The sequence below is a fragment of the Roseateles depolymerans genome (assembly GCF_003387155.1).
In the GTDB taxonomy this organism is placed as follows: Bacteria; Pseudomonadota; Gammaproteobacteria; order Burkholderiales; family Burkholderiaceae_C; genus Roseateles; species Roseateles depolymerans.
Genome location: NZ_QUMT01000005.1, coordinates 106,811 through 127,828, shown reverse-complemented (window position 1 = coordinate 127,828; position 21,018 = coordinate 106,811). Strand labels below are relative to the sequence as shown.

Annotated in this window: 14 protein-coding genes; 6 read left to right on the top strand and 8 right to left on the bottom strand. The window is 66.1% G+C overall.

The genetic code is table 11. The features are described 5' to 3' along the window. Positions 1 to 2: 2 nt before the first annotated feature. Positions 3 to 719 (bottom strand): GntR family transcriptional regulator, encoded by a 717-nt coding sequence (locus DES44_RS21190; RefSeq protein ID WP_058934204.1) that lies wholly within the window; start codon positions 717 to 719, stop codon positions 3 to 5. A gap of 64 nt (positions 720 to 783) precedes the next feature. Between DES44_RS21190 and uraH the strand changes: the two genes are divergently transcribed. From uraH to DES44_RS21175, 3 genes are all read left to right on the top strand, one after another. Then, positions 784 to 1,140, top strand: coding sequence for a hydroxyisourate hydrolase (gene uraH, locus DES44_RS21185; RefSeq protein ID WP_058934205.1), 357 nt, complete (start codon positions 784 to 786; stop codon positions 1,138 to 1,140). Position 1,141: 1 nt separating this feature from the next. Continuing rightward, positions 1,142 to 1,951, top strand: a complete 810-nt coding sequence (gene xdhC / locus DES44_RS21180; protein ID WP_058934206.1) for a xanthine dehydrogenase accessory protein XdhC — start codon at positions 1,142 to 1,144, stop codon at positions 1,949 to 1,951. A gap of 107 nt (positions 1,952 to 2,058) precedes the next feature. Then, positions 2,059 to 3,375 (top strand): urate hydroxylase PuuD, encoded by a 1,317-nt coding sequence (locus DES44_RS21175; protein WP_058934207.1) that lies wholly within the window; start codon positions 2,059 to 2,061, stop codon positions 3,373 to 3,375. Between the two features lie 121 nt (positions 3,376 to 3,496). Here the strand turns inward: DES44_RS21175 and DES44_RS21170 are convergent, their stop codons facing one another. Then, a complete protein-coding gene (locus DES44_RS21170; protein WP_058934208.1) occupies positions 3,497 to 5,428 on the bottom strand; it encodes a methyl-accepting chemotaxis protein in 1,932 nt (643 codons plus the stop codon). A gap of 289 nt (positions 5,429 to 5,717) precedes the next feature. After that, positions 5,718 to 6,713 (bottom strand): Bug family tripartite tricarboxylate transporter substrate binding protein, encoded by a 996-nt coding sequence (locus DES44_RS21165; RefSeq protein ID WP_058934209.1) that lies wholly within the window; start codon positions 6,711 to 6,713, stop codon positions 5,718 to 5,720. Positions 6,714 to 6,783: 70 nt separating this feature from the next. On the opposite strand from DES44_RS21165, the gene DES44_RS21160 reads away from it, so the two are divergent. After that, positions 6,784 to 7,224, top strand: a complete 441-nt coding sequence (locus DES44_RS21160; RefSeq protein ID WP_058934210.1) for an HIT family protein — start codon at positions 6,784 to 6,786, stop codon at positions 7,222 to 7,224. A gap of 31 nt (positions 7,225 to 7,255) precedes the next feature. On the opposite strand, the gene DES44_RS21155 is transcribed toward DES44_RS21160, so the two are convergent. Then, positions 7,256 to 7,768 (bottom strand): hypothetical protein, encoded by a 513-nt coding sequence (locus DES44_RS21155; RefSeq protein WP_058934211.1) that lies wholly within the window; start codon positions 7,766 to 7,768, stop codon positions 7,256 to 7,258. Between the two features lie 372 nt (positions 7,769 to 8,140). Between DES44_RS21155 and DES44_RS21150 the strand changes: the two genes are divergently transcribed. Further along, complete coding sequence (locus tag DES44_RS21150; RefSeq protein WP_170156719.1) at positions 8,141 to 10,975, top strand: M16 family metallopeptidase; 2,835 nt, start codon at positions 8,141 to 8,143, stop codon at positions 10,973 to 10,975. A gap of 430 nt (positions 10,976 to 11,405) precedes the next feature. Here DES44_RS21150 and DES44_RS21145 read toward each other — a convergent pair whose 3' ends face one another. The 4 genes from DES44_RS21145 to DES44_RS21130 all read right to left on the bottom strand — a co-directional run bounded on the left by DES44_RS21145 (position 11,406) and on the right by DES44_RS21130 (position 18,000). After that, positions 11,406 to 13,472 carry a M3 family metallopeptidase gene (locus DES44_RS21145; RefSeq protein ID WP_232309950.1) on the bottom strand — a complete coding sequence of 689 codons (2,067 nt, stop codon included), beginning with the start codon at positions 13,470 to 13,472 and terminating at the stop codon, positions 11,406 to 11,408. 371 nt (positions 13,473 to 13,843) lie between these two features. Then, the gene (gene folD, locus DES44_RS21140; RefSeq protein WP_058934214.1) at positions 13,844 to 14,704 is read right to left on the bottom strand and encodes a bifunctional methylenetetrahydrofolate dehydrogenase/methenyltetrahydrofolate cyclohydrolase FolD; all 861 of its coding nucleotides are present in this window, start codon (positions 14,702 to 14,704) and stop codon (positions 13,844 to 13,846) included. Between the two features lie 72 nt (positions 14,705 to 14,776). Beyond that, on the bottom strand, positions 14,777 to 15,403 hold the full coding sequence (locus DES44_RS21135) for a response regulator transcription factor (protein WP_058934215.1): 627 nt from the start codon (positions 15,401 to 15,403) through the stop codon (positions 14,777 to 14,779). Continuing rightward, positions 15,400 to 18,000 (bottom strand): PAS domain-containing sensor histidine kinase, encoded by a 2,601-nt coding sequence (locus tag DES44_RS21130; RefSeq protein ID WP_083525400.1) that lies wholly within the window; start codon positions 17,998 to 18,000, stop codon positions 15,400 to 15,402. Before DES44_RS21130 ends, DES44_RS21135 begins: the two co-directional genes overlap by 4 nt. Positions 18,001 to 18,288: 288 nt before the next feature. Between DES44_RS21130 and aceE the strand changes: the two genes are divergently transcribed. Further along, on the top strand, positions 18,289 to 20,994 hold the full coding sequence (gene aceE / locus DES44_RS21125) for a pyruvate dehydrogenase (acetyl-transferring), homodimeric type (protein ID WP_058934216.1): 2,706 nt from the start codon (positions 18,289 to 18,291) through the stop codon (positions 20,992 to 20,994). The last annotated feature ends 24 nt before the right edge of the window (positions 20,995 to 21,018 follow it).

Genomic DNA, 21,018 nt, shown 5'->3' with positions numbered 1-21,018 from the left:
GGTCAGGGGCGGTTGGGTGCAAGCACCGCCTTGAGGTCCTGCACCCGGGGATGCAGCCGCAGGTTGGCCTCGACATTGCCCAGATGGCTGTCCAGCAGGCGCAGTACGGCCGCCTGGTCACGGGCCTCCAGCGCGTCCACGATGGCTTCGTGCTCGGCCTGGGATTCGGCGGCGGAATGGGAGCTCTGGTACATCAAGGCGATGAGGGAACTGCGGGAGAGCAGGTCGGCCAGGATCTGCGCCAGCACGGCATTGCCCTGCATGCGGGCCAGCACCACATGGAAGTCGGCCAGCAGCCGGGTGCGGCCGGGGACATCCGTGCGGCGGACGGCCTCCCGCTCCTGCTTGAGATGGCTGCGCAACTGACGCAGTTGGGCCGGCGTGATGCGCTCGCAGAGGTCGGCCAGCATGGCGGACTCCAGCATCTTGCGCACCTCGAAGACCTGGCGCGCTTCCTCCACACCGGGTTCGGCCACGAAGGCCCCGCGGGCCGGCTCCAGCTTGACAAGACGGTCCCGGCTGAGCTGGTTCAGGGCCTGGCGTACAAGGGTGCGGGAGCACTGGAAGATGTCGGCCAACTGCTGTTCCACCAGCTTGGTGCCGGGCATCAGGCGCCGCTCGACGATGGCCTGGGTGACGGCGGCGGTGATCCGCTCGGTGACCGAGCCGCCTGCGGGCAGGCCAGCGGAGGCAGAAGAAGACAGGGGCGACACGCTCATTGTGTTCCGGAGTGTATACACTTTGGCTCATTCACAACCTTGCGGCGCTGAGCGCCGACGCTCGATGGGCAAGCTCACCACCCACGTCCTGGACACGATGCATGGCGCCCCTGCGGCGGGCATGTCGGTCCGCCTGTTCCGTCTGGAGGGGGCGGGCGAGCCGCAGTTGCTCAAGTCGCTGCATCTGAATGCGGATGGCCGCGCCGACGCGCCGTTGCTGGAAGGCGAGGCGCTGCGCACCGGCCGTTACCGGCTCGTCTTTGCGGTGGCGGGGTATTTCAGCGGGCGTGGCGTGTCGCTGCCGCAGCCGCCCTTCCTGGATGAAGTGCCGCTGGACTTCGGCATTGCGGACGCATCGGCCCACTATCACGTGCCGCTGCTGGCCAGCCCCTGGTCCTATTCCACCTACCGGGGCAGCTGACATGGCGCTTCGCCCCTGGCAGACCCTGGCCCTGCGGCTGGCCCATGCGCCGGCGGTGCTGGTGCGGGTGGGCCGGGTGGATGGCAGCGGGCCGCGGGAGGTCGGTGCCTGGATGGCGGTGACGCCATCCGAAGTGATCAGCACCATCGGCGGCGGCCAACTGGAGTTCGAGGCCATTGCCCGCGCCCGTGCGGCGTTGGCGGCGGGGCGTGTGCTGGAGCCCCGCCAGCGGTTTGCGCTGGGCGTGAATCTGGGGCAGTGCTGCGGCGGCGTGGTGTGGCTGGATTTTGAATGGCTCGATGGCGCGGCCATCGCCGGTCTGGACGAACGTCTGGGCAGCCAGCAGGGCTGGCGGCCGGTGGCGCTGTTCGGGGGCGGGCATGTGGGGCGGGCGATCGTGACGCTGCTCTCCCGCCTGCCAGCACGGGTGCAATGGCTGGACAGCCGGGAAGGCGTCTTCCTGGACCCGCTGCCGGACAACGTGCGGGCGGAGCAGTCCGAGCCGGTGCAGGCGGCGGTGCCGTCGATCGAGCCCGGGTCGCGGGTGCTGATCATGAGCTTCAGCCATGCGGAAGACCTGGACATCCTCGCGGCCTGTTTGAAGCGGCAGCGTGAGCAGGCAGACCTGCATTCCATCGGCCTCATCGGCAGCAAGAGCAAATGGGCGGCCTTCCGCCACCGGCTGGAGGCGCGAGGCTTCACCGAAGCGGAACTGGCCCGTGTCGTCAGCCCGATCGGCATTCCGGGCATCCACGGCAAGCAGCCGGAGGTGGTGGCGCTGGCCGCGGTGGCGCAACTGATGCAGGACTGACGTATACACTTTCACCCCGTCGCCGCGGCGCCCAGGACACACAAGCGCGACGCTCGGCCGGATCACAGCGCCCGCTGTGGTGATCCGGTGTCTGAAGAATGTCTCTGATGGACAGTTATCTGCTCGACTGGGCCAACCTGCTGCTGCGCTGGCTGCATGTGGTGGTGGCCATTGCCTGGATTGGCGCCTCGTTCTATTTCGTCTGGCTGGACAACCATCTGGTGCCGCCCACCAGCGACGACCTGCGCGCCCGGGGCGTGGGTGGTGAACTATGGGCGGTGCACGGCGGGGGCTTCTACAACCCGCAGAAATACCTGGTGGCGCCGGCCCACCTGCCCAAGCACCTGCACTGGTTCTATTGGGAAAGCTACTGGACCTGGATGAGCGGCTTTGCGCTGTTTGCGCTGCTCTACCTCTTGAATGCCGACACCTACCTGATCGACAAACGGGTGCATGACTGGAGCGCCCCGGCCGCGGTGACCGGCGCTTTGTGCTTTCTGGCGGGAGGCTGGCTGCTGTACGACCAGATCTGCCGGCGCTTTGGCCGCCAGGCCGATGGCAGCATCGGCCACGACGGGCGGGTGCTGGGCCTGGTGGCGGTGGTGATCGCGGTGGCCGCGTGGGGGGCCTGCCAGCTGTTTGCGGGGCGTGCGGCCTTCCTGATCGTCGGCGCGATGATGGCCACGATGATGACGGCCAACGTCTTCTTCTGGATCATTCCCGGCCAGAAACAGGTCATCGAGGACATGCGTGCCGGACGGCCGGTGGACCCGATCTTCGGTCAGCGTGGCAAGCAACGCAGCGTGCACAACACCTACTTCACGCTGCCGGTGCTGATCGCGATGCTGTCCAACCACTACGGCATGCTCTACAGCCATGCGTGGAACTGGCTGGTGCTGATCGCACTGATGCTGGTGGGGGCGCTGGTGCGCACCTGGTTCGTGAAGCGCCACAAGGGGGTGAATGCGTGGCCGCTGCTGGTGGGGGTGGGGGTGCTGCTGATGGGGTTGATCGTTGGGCTGGCGCCGTCGTCCTTGCCGGTGTCGGCATCGTCATCGACGTCAGCGTCAGCGTCAGCGTCGGCCTTGGGCGCCAACACTGGCTCAAGCGCAGGGTCGAGCATTGGCTCAAGTGCGGGCCCAAGTGCTGGGGCAAGCGCTGTGGCAAGCGCTGGCACTGCGGCGCCCGACGGGCCACCCAGCTTTGAGCAGGTGCAGTCCATCATCCACAACCGCTGTCAGTCCTGCCACAACGCCGCGCTGGCGCCCAAGCGCATCCAGCTGCACACGCCGGAGCTGATCGAGCAGCATGCGCAGGACATCTACCAGCAAGCTGTGGTGCAAAAGGCCATGCCGCTGAACAACGCAACGGGCATCACCGAAGAAGAGCGGGCGGTGCTGGGGCGCTGGTTCAAATCTCGCTGAGCACGCTGTGACGCTGTGACGCTGTGTGGGCCGATGCGCCGAACCCTGCACCAAAACAAATGGGACCGCCTCGGCGGTCCCATGTTGCGTCTAGGCCGGGCTCCCGCCCGACGGCGCTGCGTCAGACGCGGAAGCGGCCGACCTGTTCCACCAAACGGTGGGCCTGCTCGCGCAGGCTTTCCGCAGCGGCGGTGCTTTCCTCGACCAGCGCGGCGTTCTGCTGCGTGCCCTGGTCCAGCTGCGCCACGGCGCCATTGATGCGGGAGACGCCCTGTGCCTGCTCATGAGCGGCGGTGGAGATCTCGCCAATGATGTCGGTCACGCGGCGCACGCTGGTGACGATGGCCTGCATGGCGGCGCCGGTGTCACTCACCAGTCGCGCGCCGGATTCCACCCGTTCGCCGCTGGTGGTGATCAGGCTCTTGATCTGCTTGGCCGCCTCGGCGCTGCGCTGCGCCAGTTGCCGCACTTCCGAGGCCACCACGGCAAAGCCGCGGCCCTGTTCGCCGGCACGGGCGGCTTCCACGGCGGCATTGAGCGCCAGGATGTTGGTCTGGAAGGCGATCGAGTCGATGGTGCCGATGATGTCGCTGATCTGGCGGCTGGCGCTGCTGATCTCGTCCATCGTGGTCACGACCTGCTGCACCACGGCGCCACCGCGCTGGGCGGCCTGGTCCGACTCACCCACCAGCTGATGCGCCTGCTGGGCCGATGCGGCGGTCTGGCTCATCGAGCCGGCCAGCTCTTCCAGGGCCGAAGCAGTCTCCTGCAGGTGGCTGGCGGACTGCTCGGTACGCGAAGACAGGTCGCGGCTGCCGGCGGCCACTTCGGCACTGGCGGTGCCGATACTGTCGCTGGCGTGGCGCACTTCCGTGATGGTGCTGGCCAGTTGCTGGCGCATCTGCTCCACGCTGGCGGCCAGGGCGCCCATGTCGTCCTGCTGGTTCACCCGCACCGGGTGGGTCAGGTCGCCACCGGCCACTGCGGCCACGGCCCGGTTCAGCTGTGCCATCGGCTGGCCGACCCAGCGGCCCAGCAGCCAGGTCACGCCCAGGCCCAGCAGCACCACGGCCAGTGCCATCAGGCCCCACAGGGCCCACAGCGTGCGGTAGTGGGACGCCAGGGCGGTGGAACGGGAGGCTTCGGCCACCACATACCAGCCGGTGGCCTTGGAGCGCTGCGCCACGGCGAAGGCGTCCTTGTGGTCGGTGCTGAAGACGCCGGGCAGCTCTTCCAGCACGCCGTCCTTGTCTTCGGCCAGGCGCTTGACCAGGGCTTCTGCCGCGTCGGGCTTGAGCACGTCCGCGAGCTTCTTGCCCTTGGCGGTCGGGTGGCCCTTGAGCATGGCATCGGCGGGCGTCTTGCCCGGGTCCAGCAGATACAGGCCGCCGGTGTCGAACAGCTTCACCGCGCCGGCCAGTTGCACGAGTTCTTCCTGCAGGCCGCGCATGTCAAAGCCGATGAACAGAATGCCCACGATCTTGCCGCCAGCGTCCTTCACCGGGGTGTAGCGGGTCATGTAGGGGACGCCGAACAGCGTGGCCGGGCCGACATAGGTCTCGCCGGCGCTGGCCTTGGCATAGGCGGTGCCGGCGGTGTCCAGCAGGGTGCCCATGGCGCGGCTGCCGTCCTGCTTCTTCAGCGAGGTGGTGATGCGGATGAAGTCGGTGCCCTTCTTGGCGAAGATGGTGGCGACACCGCCGGTGCGGCGCGTGAAGCTGTCCGGCAGGTCCAGGTTGCCGTTGATCTTGCGGCCGTCGTGCGACAGCTCGCCATCGGCGTCCAGGGTGAACTTGCCGTCGGGCAGGTCCGAGGCCAGCACGTCATACAGACGGTTGGCGGAGTCGCGGGCGGTGCGGTCCAGGGCGTCGGCCACGCGGGCCACCGAAGCGGCTTCGCTGGCCATGTAATCGTCGGTGCGTTTGCGGGCCTGCTCGGTCAGCACCCAGGACAGGGCGCCGCAGATCACCACCAGCAGGGCGGCGATGCCCAGGCTGGCAAGCAGGGACACACGACGGGCGACCGTCGTCCGGACAGACGATTGTGGGTTCATAGCGCAGGCCTACACCAACAGAAAAGGTGGCGAGAAGCACCGGCAAAAGAGGCGGTGCCTTCGGATTGATTTTTTGGTTTAAATCAAACTGTAAGCTGCCGTAAGGCGATTAGCGCGCCTCACAGACGACTATCGCGGGAATAACCTAATGCTATTGGGCTTCCACGTGAAGTAATGCGCGGCGCTTTGACGCCTTTGTGACACTGTCCGGTAGCACTGGTACCGGACTCGTTGGTCCGCATTGCGGACAAATGCAGGGCTCCGTGCGACTCGTCACGATTCGGTCAGGCTACTCGGCGGAGATGCCGCGGCTGCGAATCAAGCCATGCCACTGCGTGGTTTCCTGCTGGATGAAGCGGGCCAGCGTCGGTCCGTCGGTGGGGACGACTTCCAGCCCGAACTCTTCCAGTTTGGTCTTGACGTCAGGCTGCGCGAGGGCCTTGAGCGTTTCGGTGGCCAGTCGCTGGACGATGGGCTCCGGCGTGCCCTTGGGCACGAAGAGGCCCTGCCAGGCGCTCACGTCCACGCCTTTCACGCCGGTCTCCTCGAAGGTCGGCACCTCCGGCAGCGCGGCGACGCGTTTGCCGGACAGCACCGCCAGGGCCTTCAGCCGTCCGCTGCGCAGATGGGGCAGGGCAGCGGCGGTGTCCAGGATGCCCATGGGCACCACGCCGCCGATGATGTCCTGCGTGGAGAAGGCGGTGCCCCGGTAGGGCACATGCACGATGTAGCTGTGGGTCCGGTCCTTGAGCAGTTCCATGGCCAGGTGGTGCGGACTGCCCACTCCCGGTGAGGCGTAGCTGTACTGACCCGGCTTGGCCTGCATCTTCTTCAACCAGTCCTGCACCGAGCTGAAGCCGGCTTGCGGATTCACCACCAGCAGCAGCGGGAAGCGGGCCATGAAGGCCACGGGCGTGAAGTCCGACGGTGCATACGGCAGCTTCTTGTAGAGCGCGCCGTTGAAGACCATGGCGCCGTTGTCACCCGTCAGCAGTGTGTAGCCGTCGGGGGGTGACTTGGCGGCGTTGTCGGTGCCGATCACGCCGGCGGCGCCGGGCCGGTTGTCGATGACCAGGGTCTGGCCGAGTTGGCGCCCCAGCACCGGCGCGAGCTGCCGGGCCAGAAAGTCCGAGCCGCCGCCGGCCGGATAGGCCACCACCCATCGGATCGGCTTGGCCGGCCAGGTGTCCGCGCGAACCTGGGTGGGGGTGGCGGCCAGCAGCGTGGTGGCGGCGCTGCCGAGCAGCAGGGTGCGGCGGCGGACAGAGGTCGGGCGAAGGGCCATGAAGTCTCCTGGGGCTGGGCTCGGCTAGAGTCGAGCCGATCTTAGCCAGCGGCCCGGTCCGCCTTTGCCCATGGAACACCCTGATTGCCCCTTGTGCCGCGACATTGGCGGACTGTCCGTGGCCAGCGCTGAGCGCTGGCGTGTCATCCGCGCAGTCGAGCCGGATTTCCCGGCGTTCTACCGCGTCATCTGGACCGATCACGTGGCGGAATTCAGTGACCTGCCGCCTGCGGATCGGGACGCGATCATGGCGGTGGTCGTGGCGGTGGAACAGACGCTGCGACGGGCCCTGTCGCCGACCAAGATCAACCTGGCGACGCTTGGCAATGTGGTGCCGCATCTGCACTGGCATGTCATTGCCCGCTTTGATTGGGACAGCCACTTTCCCAATCCGGTGTGGGGCGAACGTCGCCGGACTTTGACTGGCACTGAAACGGCCGAGGCGCGTCTGGCCGTACCGCTCCCCGAGCTCGATGCGCTCGTGCGTGAGGCGGTCCGCGCCCTGGCGTGAATCAGCGGCAGCGTCCGGTGAATCCGCTGGATCAATCGTTCGGGCCGACGCGGCGCTCGGCGATGGCCGCGGCCACTTCGCTGAGCTTCAAGCGATCGGTCGCGGTCTCATCGGATTGCGCCAGGGTGCTGGCACTGGCCGACCCGTCGGTGAAGGCCACCTTCATCACATAGGTCTTGCTGTTGCTGCCGTTGTCGCAGCTCAGGTGGCGGACGGCGCGACGCAGGTCGCTGCGGTAGACCACCGGCCCGCCGTACTGGCGGACGTCCTCGATCACCGTGCCGTTGAGGCGGAAGCTCACGACGGCGGTGCCGACGTCGCGATAGCGCGCTTGGGACTTGCCGAGTGTTTCCGCCAACTGCGCTTCAATCTGAGGGCAGACGGCCTTGACCTGGGTATCGAGGCCCGGGGTGCCGGCTTGCGCACCCGGTGCGCGGCTGGCGTCGGCGGGCGCCGCATGGGCGACGCTGAAGGCCGCGGCGACGCAAAGCCCCAGCAGCGCTGCGATGCGGCGGGAGGCGGAATGAACGGTGGATGAATGCATGGTGACAGCTCCTGATGGGCAAGGGACTGCGGTGACGCGACACGCGGCGCAGTCGATGAAGACGCACTTCAGGTTAGGCAAGGGCGCCCGCGGGACCAAACGGGAAGCGACCAACCGTCACGGGGCGGGGCTGCACTGCATCTGTGACGCGACGAACTGCAGGAAGGCCGGACGAGCCGCTGTTCGGCTCAATGCGCTGCCCATGTCCACTGACATGGGTCGGAAGTCATGGCGTTGCGCCGCCGGCAGAGCGGGCCTCTTCACCGTGCAGCATCAAATCGCGCAGAGAATCGCTGCAAGCCTTGGGGCCGCCCTCTGACGCGTGGTGGTCTCTGGCGTTCAGTTCCTGATGTCATGAAGGAGTTCTTGCGGATGTCTGCTGTGCCTTTGAAACTGCCTCACACCTTGGCCCTGGCCGCATTGCTGGCCTGTACATCCGCCCCGACATGGGCGCAGCGGGCAGGCCCGGCGGCGCCGCAGTCCGCTCCGGTGTCCGCAGCCAAGGCATTGCCCGCGCGCGCCGGACAGGCGCAGTTCGTGCGGGAGCTGGGGGGTATCTCCGAATACCGACTGCCCAACGGCTTGCAGGTGCTGCTGTTTCCGGATGATGCGCAGAGCACCACCACGGTGAACATCACCTACCGTGTCGGCAGCCGTCATGAATCGCCGGGTGAATACGGCATGGCGCACTTGCTGGAACACCTGATGTTCAAGGGCACGCCCCGCCACCGGGACCTGGCGGAAGTTTTTGCCAAGCGCGGCATGCGTTTCAACGGCACGACCACCAGCGACCGCACCAACTACTTTTCCAACTTCAATGCCGACCCGGCGACGCTGGACTTCGCCTTGACGCTGGAAGCCGACCGCATGCTCAACAGCTTCATTGCCAAGTCCGACCTGGACAAGGAAATGACGGTGGTGCGCAATGAATACGAGCGCGGCGAGAACGAGCCTTTCCAGGTGCTGAACAAACGGGTGCTTGGCGCGGCCTATGACTGGCACAACTATGGTCACGACACCATCGGGCCCAAGAGCGACATCGAGAATGTGCCCATTGAAAAGCTGCAGGCCTTCTACAAGCGCTTCTACCGGCCTGACAACGCGACGCTGATGGTAGCGGGCCGCTTTGACGCGGCCCGCACGCTCACGCGCATCAGCCAGCTCTTTGGCGGCCTACGCAACCCGGCGACTCCGGTGCCGCAGCCCTACACCGTCGAGCCGCCGCAGGACGGCGAACGCACCGTGGTGGTCCGGCGTATTGGGGGGCAGCCGATTCTGCTGAGCTACTACCACGTGCCGGCGATGGCGCATCCGGACAGTGCGCCGCTGCTGGTGCTGGGCCTGATGCTGTCCCTGCAGCCCAGCGGTCAGCTCTACAAGGACCTGGTCGAGCCCAAGCTGGCCCTGGCGGCGGGCCTGACCGGCCTGGGCGGTGCCGACCCTGGCGGCATACGGGCCTATGCGGTGCTGCCGCCGGATGCAGACAAGGCTGCGGTCGAGCAGCGTCTGCTGGACATCGTGGAGGGACGCAGCGGCAAGCCTTTCGAGGAATCGGAGCTGGTGCGGGTGCGGGACCTGGCGCTCATGTCCTACCGGGAGCAGATGAAGAATCCGGAGGCGCTCATCCAGCAGATCTCCAGCCTGGGCGCGACCGACTGGCGCCTGCTGTTCCAGCTGATGGAAGACATCCCCAAGGTCACGCTGGCGGACGTCGAGCGCGTGCGCAAGGCTTACCTGCGGCCGGCCAACCGCACCTTGGGCCGCTACCTGCCGGCGGAGCAGGCCGAGCGTGTCGAGATTCCGGCGGCGCCGCCCCTGGACGCACGCCTGGCCGGCCTGCAGGGGCCGCCCAAGGTGGACGAGGGCGAACGGTTTGATCCCACTCCGGCGCACCTGGGCGAGCGCACGGTGATGCGCCGCCTGCCTTCGGGCATTGAATTCATGGCGCTGAACAAGCGCACCCGTGCCAACACCGTGCAGCTGGAGATGCAGCTGCGCTGGGGCGAGCGCAACGAGACCTTCCGCCACCGCGGCACGGACCTGGTGGCGCGGCTGATGGATGAAGGCACGCCGACGCTGTCCAAGCAGGCCTTGCAGGACCGCCTGGTCCAACTGCGGGCCAACCTGAGCATCAGCAGCGAAGACCAGGGCGCCACCCTGCGCATCTCCGCCGAGAGGGACACTTTGCTGGAAGTGCTGCGCATGGCGGCGGACCTGATGCAGCACCCGCTGCTGCCGCAGGATGCCTTCGACCGTGACCAGAAGGCTTCGCTGGCTGGGCTGGAAGGGCAGCGGCAGGACCTGGAGACCTTGCGCCAGGCGGCGGTGCGGGAGCATTACAACCGCGCGCGCGGCGTCAAGCTGGGCGACCCGGACTACCTGATGAGCATTGACGAGCAACTGGCGCAGCTCAAGGCCACCACGCTGGAGGACGTCAAGGCTTTCCATGCGCAGTACTGGTCGGCTAACGATGCGCGTGTGGCGGTGGTGGGCGCGGTGCCGGAGGGCCTGGACAAGGCGGTGGACCAGCTCTTTGGGGCCTGGAAGAAGCCGCAGGCGCCGGCGTATGTCCGTTACGAGGCCAAGGCCGACCACATTCCGCCGGCGCGCTTTGATGCGATGGCCAAGGACAAGGCCAATGCGGCCATGCGCTGGCGGCTGGACTTTGCGCTCAACGACCGGGACCCTGACTACCTGCCGCTGATGATGGCCACCCATATCCTGGGCGGTGGCTCGCTGGAGAACCGACTGTCGGTCAGCATCCGCCAGAAGGCGGGCCTCAGCTACGGCGTTGGGGCGTCCCTCTCCGCGCCGCATTTTGGGGACGATGCCGAACTGGTCATTGGCGGCACTTTCGCGCCGCAGAACCGAGACCAGGTGCTGGCTCTGGTGAAGGAAGAACTGGTCCGCATGGGCCGGGACGGCATCACGGAGGCGGAACTGGCGCGTGCCAAGTCCGACATTCTGGCGAGCCTGCGCCAGGGCCGTGCCGACGACGGCAACCTGGCGGCTGCCATGCTGGGCATGGCGGAGCGTGGCGACACCTGGAAGACGGTGGCGGAGCGCGATGCGGCGCTGCAGGCCGTGACCGTGGAGCAAGTCAACGCGGCGTGGCGCAAGCGCATTGCAACCGATGGATTCGTGGTCTCGACCGCGGGTGACTTTAAAGAAGAAGCGAAGACGCCACCCGCAACGAAGAAGGACTGACGGTCTCGAGCGAGGCGCCACGCGCGATGCGCCATGCGCCGTGCGCCATCCGCGCCCCACCCAGCGATGCTGGGATAGCCGACCTGTACCGGCACGCGCTCGTGAGTTCTCGCGAAGTGCTGGGTGGTGATGGGAGTGAGGTTGGCGCGGGGCTGTGGGTGGGGTGTGGGAGGAGCCGAGGAGCGGAGGAAGTCGGGGGCGCGCGAAGCGCGCGTCAATGACTAGCTAGAGGGACCGGCTGTTTGAGCGTAGCGAGCCGAAGGTGAGCGAAGCGAGTTGGGCCCGCCCCGACTTCCGAGCACCGCAGGGGAGTCTTGAGGGCTGAGCCCTCAAGACCTCCGGACTCACCCCACCCACAGCCCCGCGCCAAGCTCACGGCCGCTCCGACCTCACGTCCACGCCGCAGCCCGACCCCGACCCCGACCCCAGCTTAGGCCATCCCTTGATGCCTCAACAGCGCATCGATCTTGGGCTCCCGCCCGCGAAACGCCTTGAAGTTATCCATGGCATCCCGCACCGACCCCATGGAGAGGATTTCGTCGAGATACCGCCGCCCGGTTTCCGGATTGAACACGCCTTCTTCCTCGAAGGCGCTCCAGCAATCGGCGGAGAGCACTTCCGCCCACTTGTAGCTGTAATACCCCGCGGCGTAGCCCCCCGCGAAGATGTGGGAGAAGCTGTGCTGGAACCGATTGAATTCAGGGGGCGGGTTCACCGACACCTCGGCCCGGACCTCTTCCAGCAGCGACTGGATGCGGTTTTCCGACCCTGGCTCCGCGTGAAGCCGCATGTCGAAGAGTGCAAACTCGATCTGCCGCAGCGTCTGCAACCCCGCCTGGAAATTCTTGGCCGCCAGCATCTTGTCGAACAGCTCACGCGGCAATGATGCGCCGGTGTCCACATGCCCGGACAGTTGCTGGACCACTTCCCATTCCCAGCAGAAGTTTTCCATGAACTGACTGGGCAGCTCCACGGCGTCCCATTCCACGCCCGAGATGCCGGACACGCCCAGTTCTTTCACCTGCGTCAGCAGATGGTGCAACCCATGGCCGCATTCATGGAACAGCGTGATCACATCGTCGTGCGTCAGCAAAGCCGGTTTGCCATCCGCGCCTTGCGGGAAATTGCAGACCAAGTGGGCCACAGGGATCTGCTCCGCGCCGGCGCTTTGCAGATCCGGCCGGTTCCAGCGACTGCGGACCTCGTCCATCCAGGCGCCGGGCCGCTTGCCATTGCGCGCGAACAGATCGAGATAAACCTGCCCGATCAGTTGCCCGTCTCGACGCAGCTCGCAGAACTGCACACTCTCATGCCACACAGACGCCTTGGCCGGCACCAATTGCACCCCAAACAGCCGGTCCAAAATCCGGAACAGACCTTCCAGCACCCGCGGCAGCGTCAGGTACTGCCGCACCTCCTGATCCGAAAACGCATACCGCGCTTCCTTCAGTTTCTCCGACACATACGCCAGGTCCCACGCCTGCAGCGTTGGCATCTGCAGCGCCGCCTTGGCGAAGTCCTTCAGCTCGTCCAGATCCCGCTGGGCATACGGCTTGGCTCGTGCGGCCAGGTCTCGCAGGAAGTCCATCACCTGAGCCGGCGAGCTGGCCATTTTGGGCACCAGCGACGCCTCCGCGAAATTGTTGAAGCCCAGCAGCCTGGCCTCTTCCTGGCGCAGCGCCAGCAACTCCTGCATCAGCGGTGAATTGTCGAATTCAGGCTTGTCCGCCAATTCACTGGCGCGGGTCACGTAGGCCCGATACAGACGCTCCCGCAGCGAGCGGTCTTCCGCGTATTGCATCACCGGCATGTAGACCGGGAAATGCAGCGTCAGCTTGAAGCCCTCACGACCGTCCTTCTCCGCAGCTGCACGGGCATTGGCCTGCACATCCGGCGGCACGCCCTGCATTTCCTGCGCAGTGGCGAACAGGCTCCAGCCATCCGTCGCATCCATCACATGTTCCGAGAAGGCCTGCGCCAACTCCGCACTGCGCTCCTGGATTTTGGCGAAACGCTCCTTCGCTTCCCCGGACAATTCTGCACCGGACAACACGAAATCCCGAATCGCATGCTTGAGCAATTGCCGACGCTCCGGCGTCAAGTCGGCACTGCCAGCAATGGCCTTGTACTTGGCATACAGCGCCTCATTCGACCCGAGCCCGGTGTAGAACTCGGTCACGGCTGGCAGCACCGCGTTGTACGCTTCACGCAGGGCCGGCGTATTGGCCACTGCATTCAAATGGCCCACAGCGCCCCAGGCCGTGCCCAGCCGCTCGGTGGCCACATTCAGTACACGCGACAGCGACTCGTAATCCGCCGGCGCCTGCGGGTCGGTCACTTCAGCAAGCGCCTGACGTGCCTGATTCAACAGCTCGGAAATGGCGGGCTGAATATGCCCCGGTTCAATCGCGGCGAAATCGGGCAGCGATGCGGTGGAGAGCAAGGGGTTGGGCACCGTGGCGGTCACGGCGGCGGGGGAAGCAGCATTGGCGTCCATGCAATCCTCTGGAAACTGATGGCAGGCGAGAGGTTCAAGTGTCTCAGTGTTTCAGCACACCTGAACCATGGGGTTTCTATCGCGTCCGTTGAAGGAGGCTATGGACCCTGACTGTCTCACCTGAGGGCGATGGCCGGCGCTTCAAGCTGCGTGCCCGCCCCCCCTGAATCGGGGTCGTTGCTCAGTGCAACGTCCAGGGCGGAATGTTCGCTTCGGAGCCCAGGCCCCGTTCCCGGTGATTGCCTCGGCCATTGCCTCGGCCGTGGTCTCGGCCATATGGCCGAAAAAAAGGGCGCTTCACGCGCCCCTTGTGCCGATCCATGTCGAATGACCATCAGGCCCGACCGGCCCGACCGGCCCGACCGGCCGACTTACCCGCGCGCCGCAGCGGCCCGCTCGGCCGATTCCATCGTGTTCACCAGCAGCATGGTGATCGTCATCGGCCCCACGCCGCCCGGCACCGGGGTGATCCAGCCCGCCACCTGGCTCACGCCGGCGAAGTCCACGTCACCGCACAGCTTGCCGTCTTCGGTGCGGTTCATGCCCACGTCCAGCACCACCGCACCGGGCTTGACCATGTCGGCCGTCAGCACATTGCGCTTGCCCACCGCCGCCACCACGATGTCCGCCTGCCGCGTGAAATGCGCCAGATCGGGCGTGGCACTGTGGCAGACCGTCACCGTCGCATTGGCCTGCAACAGCAGCATCGCCATCGGCTTGCCGACGATGTTGCTGCGCCCGATCACCACCGCATGCTTGCCGCGGGTGTCGTAACCGATGAACTCCAGCATTTTCATGCAGCCATACGGCGTGCAGGGCTTGAAGCCTTCCTGGCCCACCATCAGTGCGCCGGCGCTGGCCACATGGAAGCCATCCACGTCCTTCTCAGGCGCGATGGCCTCGATCACCTTGTGCGCATCGATGTGCGCCGGCAGCGGCAACTGCACCAGGATGCCGTGGATGCTGGGGTCCTGGTTCAGGGCTTCCACCCGCGCCAGCAACTCCGCCTCGGTCAGGCTGGCGTCGTACTTCTCCAGCACCGAATGCAGGCCCGCCTCTTCACAGGCCTTGACCTTGTTGCGCACATACACCTGGCTGGCGGGGTTGTCGCCCACCAGCACCACGGCCAGGCCGGGCTTCAGGCCTTTGGCCGTCAGGGCGGCGGCGCGGGCGGCCACCTCGCCACGCAGCTTCTTGGACAGGGCATTGCCGTCGATCAGTTGTGCGGTCATGCGAAAACTCCAGGAACTCCAGAAAGCAAAAGAGGCCGCTGATGCAGCGGCCTCGGGAATGATCGGGGGCGGTCAGCCTGCCTTGGCGGTCGCGCCCAGCGCGATCTTCAGCAGGTCGGCCACCGTGTTGGCATTGAGCTTTTCCATGATGTTGGCGCGGTGCGCCTCCACCGTCTTGATGCTGATGCCCAGGTCGTCGGCGATCTGCTTGTTCAGGCGGCCGGCCACGATGCGCTCCAGCACCTGGGCTTCACGCGTGGTCAGGCGGGACAGCAGGGCGTCGCGGCTGGCGGCTTCCTGCTGGGTGGCGAAGGCGCCACGGGCCTGGTCCAGCATACGCTCCACCAGGCTCAGCAGTTCCTCTTCCTTGAACGGTTTCTCGATGAAGTCCACCGCGCCTTTTTTCATCGTCTGCACCGCCATGGGCACGTCGCCGTGACCAGTGATGAACACGATGGGCAGCGGGCTCTTGCGTTCCAGCAGCTTGTCCTGCAGGTCCAGGCCACTCATGCCTTCCATACGGATGTCGGCGATCAGGCAGGCCACTTCGCGAGGGTCATAGCGGCTGAGGAAGGATTCGGCCGAGTCATAGCACTTGACCCGGTAATCCTTGCCTTCCAGCAACCACTGCAGGGAATCTCGCACGGCCTCATCATCATCGACAACGTAGACAGTACCCTTCTTCGGAATCAGGCTCATGGTGTTGCGGCGGTGTTGTGAGCAGTCCCTTCGTCCTTGTCATGGATCTTTTCAGGGATCTTGTCAGGCAAGGAGGGCTCGGGTCGCGGAATATCCACGGGGATCGTGAATGCAAAACGGCACCCGACGACGGCTGCCCCATTGTATAAGTTCTCGGCGCGTATCCTGCCCTGATGCGACTCGATGATGGACCGGCATAACCCTAGTCCAATCCCGAGTCCATCCGCCTTGGTCGAGAAAAACGCCTCGTACATCCGCTCGATCACTTCTTCCGGCAGGCCCGGCCCCATGTCCGTCACCGAAAACTCGATGTTGGCGCCCAGCTCGGCGGTGTGCTTGGGCACCACCCGCAGCTCGATGTGGCGGCGTGACGGCGGCAGCGCGGCGTTGTCGATCGCCTCGGCGGCATTCTTCAGCAGGTTCAGCAGCACCTGCTCGATCAGGATGGGGTCCACCCGCATCACCGGCAGCCGCTGCGCCACATAGGTGTGGATCTGCACATTGCGCCGGCGCAGCTCGATGCCGGCCAGTTCCACCGAGTCTTCCACGATCGATGCGGCAAAGGCCGGCTGTCGCTGCGGCTCGCTCTTCTTCACGAAGGCGCGGATGCGATGGATGATCTGCCCGGCCCGCTGCGCCTGCTTGGCCGTCTTCTCCAGCGCGGCCATCAGGTCTTCCTTGCGGATGTTGTCGCTGCGAACGCGCGACAGCATGCCGTTGCAGTAGTTGCTGATGGCGGTCAGCGGCTGGTTGAGTTCATGGGCCACGCTGGAGGCCATCTCGCCCATGGTGATCAGGCGGCTGGTCACCTGGGCCTTCTCCGCCTGCTGCTGCTGCTGCGCTTCGGCATGGCGGCGGGCGGTGATGTCGGTGGCGATCAGCATCTGCGCCAGGCGACCGTCGGTCCACTGCAGATAACGCGCGCGCACGTCGAACCACATGTCCAGCTGGGCGATGAACACCTCCCGCGAGTCCGCGCCGATCTCGGTCAGATGCGGCGCGGGCATGCCGTCCAGGTCTTCGACATCCTCTTCCGTGTCCTCCGCCGGCTCCTTGGGGGCAGCCAGTCCCAGCTGCGAGCCGGCCAGCATCGCATGGCCCTTGGGGTCGGCGCCGAACCACAGCCGGTAGCTGCGATTGGCGAACAGCAGCTCGCCCTGCTGGACCGACAGCACCGACACGGCCGCATCCAGCCCTTCCAGCACCGTGGTGAAGCGCTCATGCGACGCGGACAACTGGTCGCGCACCCGCTTGGCCTCGGTGATGTTGGTCATCGAGGTCATCCAGCCGTTCTGCTTGCCCTTGGGGTCGATCAGCGGCGAGACATACATGCGGGCGTCGAAGATGCTGCCGTCCTTGCGCATCACCTTCACCTCGGACCCGCCCGCCGGGCTGCGCCCCTGCATTTCCTGCTGCAGCAGCCGCACGTTCTCCTCGTAGCGGTCGGGCGGCCAGTAGGGGAAGGGCGGCTTGCGGCCGATCAGCTCGGTCTCCGAGAAGCCGGTCATCGCGCAGAAGGCCGGGTTCACATAACTGATGCGGGTTTCCAGGTCCATCGCCCGCATGCCGGTCAGCATGGAGTTTTCCATCGCCCGGCGGAAGTTGGTTTCGGCCGCCAGCGCGTTCTGCACATGGGCCCGGCGCCGCATGTGCTTCCAGGTGCCCAGCAGCATCCAGACCGTGAGCACCGACAGCGCCATCACCATCCAGAACAGCGTGTTGGAGATCAGGCCGATGGACGTGCGATAGCCCTGGCCCCGCAGCACCAGGCCCGGCGCCGGCGCCATCGGCACCTCGTAATAGATGGGCGCGCGGGTCAGGCGCCGGCCCGGCATGGGCGTGACCGTGCTGGCCACCACCTGCTCGCGCGGGTCCAGCACCGCCATCGCATGCCGGTTGGTCACTTCCGACGGCACCGAATACCGCACCAGCGCCTCGACCGCATATTCCGCCACCAGCACGCCGCCAAAGCCGTTGCGGTCGCTCAGCGGCAGTTGCAACTGGAAGACGATGGTGTTGTTCGCATCGGGGAAGGGGCCGGAGTAGACCCGCAGGCGGCGGTCCCGGGCGGACTGGAAGGCCTTTTCCGGTTCGCTGCTGGCGTGGCCATTGGGCATGGACGGATCGCCGCCCTCCAGCGTCATCAGGGTATCGGCCTGGTCGCCGATGGCCGCCACGCTGGCGCGGCGTTCCCGGCGCTGGTTGATCCAGGAAATGTGGGTGATCTCGGGGCGGTTGCGGGCGATGGTCATCGCGCGCTGGCTGAACTCCAGCGGGTCCATGGCCCGGGTGGTGATGTCCCGCTGCAGCAGGATGAGCTGGTCTTCGTTGTCGATCAGCCGGGAGCGGATCAACTGCTGCGCCATCTCGGTGTCCCGCTTGACCGCTTCGGCCTCGCGTTCGATTTCCTCGTTCCGCAGGTACCAGAAGGCCGACACGATGGCTGCCAGGAACAGCAGCACCGACAGCAGCGGCCCCAGGGTGGCAAACCGGTCCTGACGCGACGGCGACTGCCGCCGCCACCAGGTGGACACGAGGCGTTTGGCAGGGGTCAGGGCGCGGCGCAAAAAGCCTTGGACAGCGAGGCGGGACAACATGCCGGCGATTATCCCGGGCGCCGCAGGCCCACCCCGGAGTCCGGTCTCGGGGCATTCCCTGATCGCCCAGGGACCCCGGTCGGTGGGATCGGCCGCCGCAGCGAATGGCCTCCACATTTCATAAAGTGAAATGACATGGCACTATTTGGAAAATGCCAGGCTTATGCGAAACTCCGCCGCCGTGGGCCCCAGGGGCCTCCATCTTCTGGCAGGTGCCTTGCCCCTGGCATTTGCCTAAGCTAGTCGTGTGGTCCGGGGTGCCGGGCCGTGAAAACAGGAGACAAGACCATGTCCGCGCAGCCCCAGTCGTTCCTCGGCGCAGCCGCCAATGACACCGACGCTCTCGAGACCAAGGAATGGCTGGACGCGCTGTCCGCCGTCATTGGCACCGAAGGCGGCGACCGTGCCCACTTCCTGCTGGAGACGCTGATCGACCATGCCCGCCAGGCCGGCATCGACGTTCCGTTCTCCGCCACCACCGCCTACGTCAACACCATCCCGCCGGACCAGGAAGAGCGCTTCCCCGGCAACATCGAGATGGAAGAGCGCCTGCGCGCCTACATGCGCTGGAATGCCATGGCCATGGTGGTGCGTGCCAACCGCCTGCATCCGGAAGACGGCGGTGACCTGGGCGGCCACATCTCCAGCTTTGCCTCGCTGGCGACCATGCTGGGCTGCGGCTTCAATCATTTCTGGCATGGCGACGACGGCGTGCACGGCGGCGACCTGCTCTACATCCAGGGTCACAGCGCGCCCGGCATCTATGCCCGCGCCTTCCTGGAAGGCCGCATCACCGAGGAACAGCTGAACAACTTCCGCCAGGAAGTGGACGGCAAGGGCCTGTCCAGCTACCCGCATCCGAAGCTGATGCCCGAGTTCTGGCAGTTCCCGACGGTGTCGATGGGCCTGGGCCCGCTGATGGCCATCTACCAGGCGCGTTTCCTCAAGTACCTGCATGCCCGCGGCATTGCCGACACGTCCAAGCGCAAGGTCTGGGTGTTCCTGGGCGACGGTGAAATGGACGAGCCGGAATCCCTGGGCGCCATCGGCCTGGCCGCCCGCGAGAAGCTGGACAACCTGATCTTCGTGGTGAACTGCAACCTGCAGCGCCTGGACGGCCCGGTGCGCGGCAACGGCAAGATCATCCAGGAACTGGAAGGCGAATTCCGCGGCGCCGGCTGGAACGTCATCAAGCTGATCTGGGGCTCCTACTGGGACCCGCTGCTGGCCCGCGACAAGCAGGAGCTGCTGCGCAAGGTCATGATGGAGACGCTGGACGGCGACTACCAGGCCTACAAGGCCAACGACGGCGCCTTCGTTCGCAAGCACTTCTTCGGCAAGCATCCCGAGCTGCTGAAGATGGTGGAGAACATGAGCGACGAGGACATCTGGCGCCTGAACCGCGGCGGCCATGATCCGCAGAAGGTCTATGCGGCCTACCACCGCGCGGTGAACACCGTCGGCCAGCCGACCGTCATGCTGATCAAGACGGTCAAGGGCTACGGCATGGGCAAGATCGGTGAAGGCAAGAACACCGCTCACCAGACCAAGAAGCTGCAGGACGAGGACATCAAGGCCTTCCGCGACCGCTTCAACATCCCCATCCCCGATTCCGAACTGGCCAAGATCCCGTTCTACAAGCCGGCCGACGACACGCCCGAGATGCAGTACCTGCAGGAGCGTCGCAAGGCCCTGGGCGGCTACCTGCCCAAGCGCCGCCCGCAGGCCGAGGAAGCCCTGAAGGTGCCGGACCTGGCCACCTTCCAGGCCGTGCTGGACCCGACGGCAGAAGGCCGCGAGATCTCCACCACCCAGGCTTATGTGCGCTTCCTCACCACGCTGCTGCGTGACAAGGAACTGGGCCCGCGCACCGTGCCCATCCTGGTGGACGAAGCCCGTACCTTCGGCATGGAAGGCCTGTTCCGCCAGATCGGCATCTACAACCCCAAGGGTCAGCTCTACACCCCGGTCGACAAGGACCAGGTGATGTACTACCGCGAGGACGTGGCCGGCCAGATCCTGCAGGAAGGCATCAACGAAGCCGGCGGCATGGCCAGCTGGATTGCCGCCGCCACCTCGTATTCGACGAACAACCGGGTGATGATCCCGTTCTACGTCTACTACTCGATGTTCGGCTTCCAGCGCATCGGCGACCTGGCCTGGGCGGCCGGCGACATGCAGGCCCGCGGCTTCCTGCTGGGCGGCACGTCCGGCCGGACCACGCTGAACGGCGAAGGCCTGCAGCACGAGGACGGCCACAGCCACATCCTGGCCGGCACCATCCCGAACTGCATCAGCTACGACCCGACCTTCGCCCATGAAGTGGCGGTGATCCTGCATGCCGGTCTCAAGCGCATGGTGGAGAACCAGGAGAACGTGTTCTTCTACATCACGCTGCTCAACGAGAACTACGCCATGCCGGGCCTGAAGGCCGGCACCGAGGAGCAGATCCTCAAGGGCATGTACCTGCTGGAAGAGGCCGCGGCGCAGCCGCTGACCGTCAACCTGCTGGGCTCGGGCACCATCCTGCGCGAAAGCCAGGCGGCCAAGAAGCTGCTGGAAGCGGACTGGGGCGTGGGCGCCAATGTGTGGAGCTGCCCCAGCTTCAACGAACTGGCCCGCGACGGCCAGAACGCCGAGCGCTGGAACCTGCTGCACCCGACCGAGCTGGCCTGCGTGCCGTATGTGACGCAGCAGCTGAGCAAGGTGCAGGGCCCGGTCATTGCCTCGACCGACTACATGAAGAGCTACGCCGAGCAGATCCGCGCCTACATCCCGGCCGGCCGCAGCTACAAGGTGCTGGGCACCGACGGTTTCGGCCGCAGCGACTTCCGCTCCAAGCTGCGCGAGCACTTCGAGATCAACCGCCACTACATCGTGGTGGCCGCCCTCAAGAGCCTGGCCGACGACGGCAAGATTCCGGCAGCCAAGGTGGCCGAGGCCATCAGCAAGTACGGCATCAAGGCTGACAAGATCAATCCGCTGTACGCCTGAGCATTCCTGCCGGCCTGTGTCGGC

Coding starts and splice junctions, on each gene's coding strand:
- DES44_RS21165 (WP_058934209.1), bottom strand. CDS start 6,713: ATGGCCCTTCGCCCGACCTCTGTCCGCCGCCGCACCCTGCTGCTCGGC.
- DES44_RS21130 (WP_083525400.1), bottom strand. CDS start 18,000: ATGTTGTCCCGCCTCGCTGTCCAAGGCTTTTTGCGCCGCGCCCTGACC.
- xdhC (WP_058934206.1), top strand. CDS start 1,142: ATGGCGCTTCGCCCCTGGCAGACCCTGGCCCTGCGGCTGGCCCATGCG.
- aceE (WP_058934216.1), top strand. CDS start 18,289: ATGTCCGCGCAGCCCCAGTCGTTCCTCGGCGCAGCCGCCAATGACACC.
- DES44_RS21190 (WP_058934204.1), bottom strand. CDS start 719: ATGAGCGTGTCGCCCCTGTCTTCTTCTGCCTCCGCTGGCCTGCCCGCA.
- uraH (WP_058934205.1), top strand. CDS start 784: ATGGGCAAGCTCACCACCCACGTCCTGGACACGATGCATGGCGCCCCT.
- DES44_RS21170 (WP_058934208.1), bottom strand. CDS start 5,428: ATGAACCCACAATCGTCTGTCCGGACGACGGTCGCCCGTCGTGTGTCC.
- DES44_RS21150 (WP_170156719.1), top strand. CDS start 8,141: ATGTCTGCTGTGCCTTTGAAACTGCCTCACACCTTGGCCCTGGCCGCA.
- DES44_RS21155 (WP_058934211.1), bottom strand. CDS start 7,768: ATGCATTCATCCACCGTTCATTCCGCCTCCCGCCGCATCGCAGCGCTG.
- DES44_RS21135 (WP_058934215.1), bottom strand. CDS start 15,403: ATGAGCCTGATTCCGAAGAAGGGTACTGTCTACGTTGTCGATGATGAT.
- DES44_RS21175 (WP_058934207.1), top strand. CDS start 2,059: ATGGACAGTTATCTGCTCGACTGGGCCAACCTGCTGCTGCGCTGGCTG.
- folD (WP_058934214.1), bottom strand. CDS start 14,704: ATGACCGCACAACTGATCGACGGCAATGCCCTGTCCAAGAAGCTGCGT.
- DES44_RS21160 (WP_058934210.1), top strand. CDS start 6,784: ATGGAACACCCTGATTGCCCCTTGTGCCGCGACATTGGCGGACTGTCC.
- DES44_RS21145 (WP_232309950.1), bottom strand. CDS start 13,472: ATGGACGCCAATGCTGCTTCCCCCGCCGCCGTGACCGCCACGGTGCCC.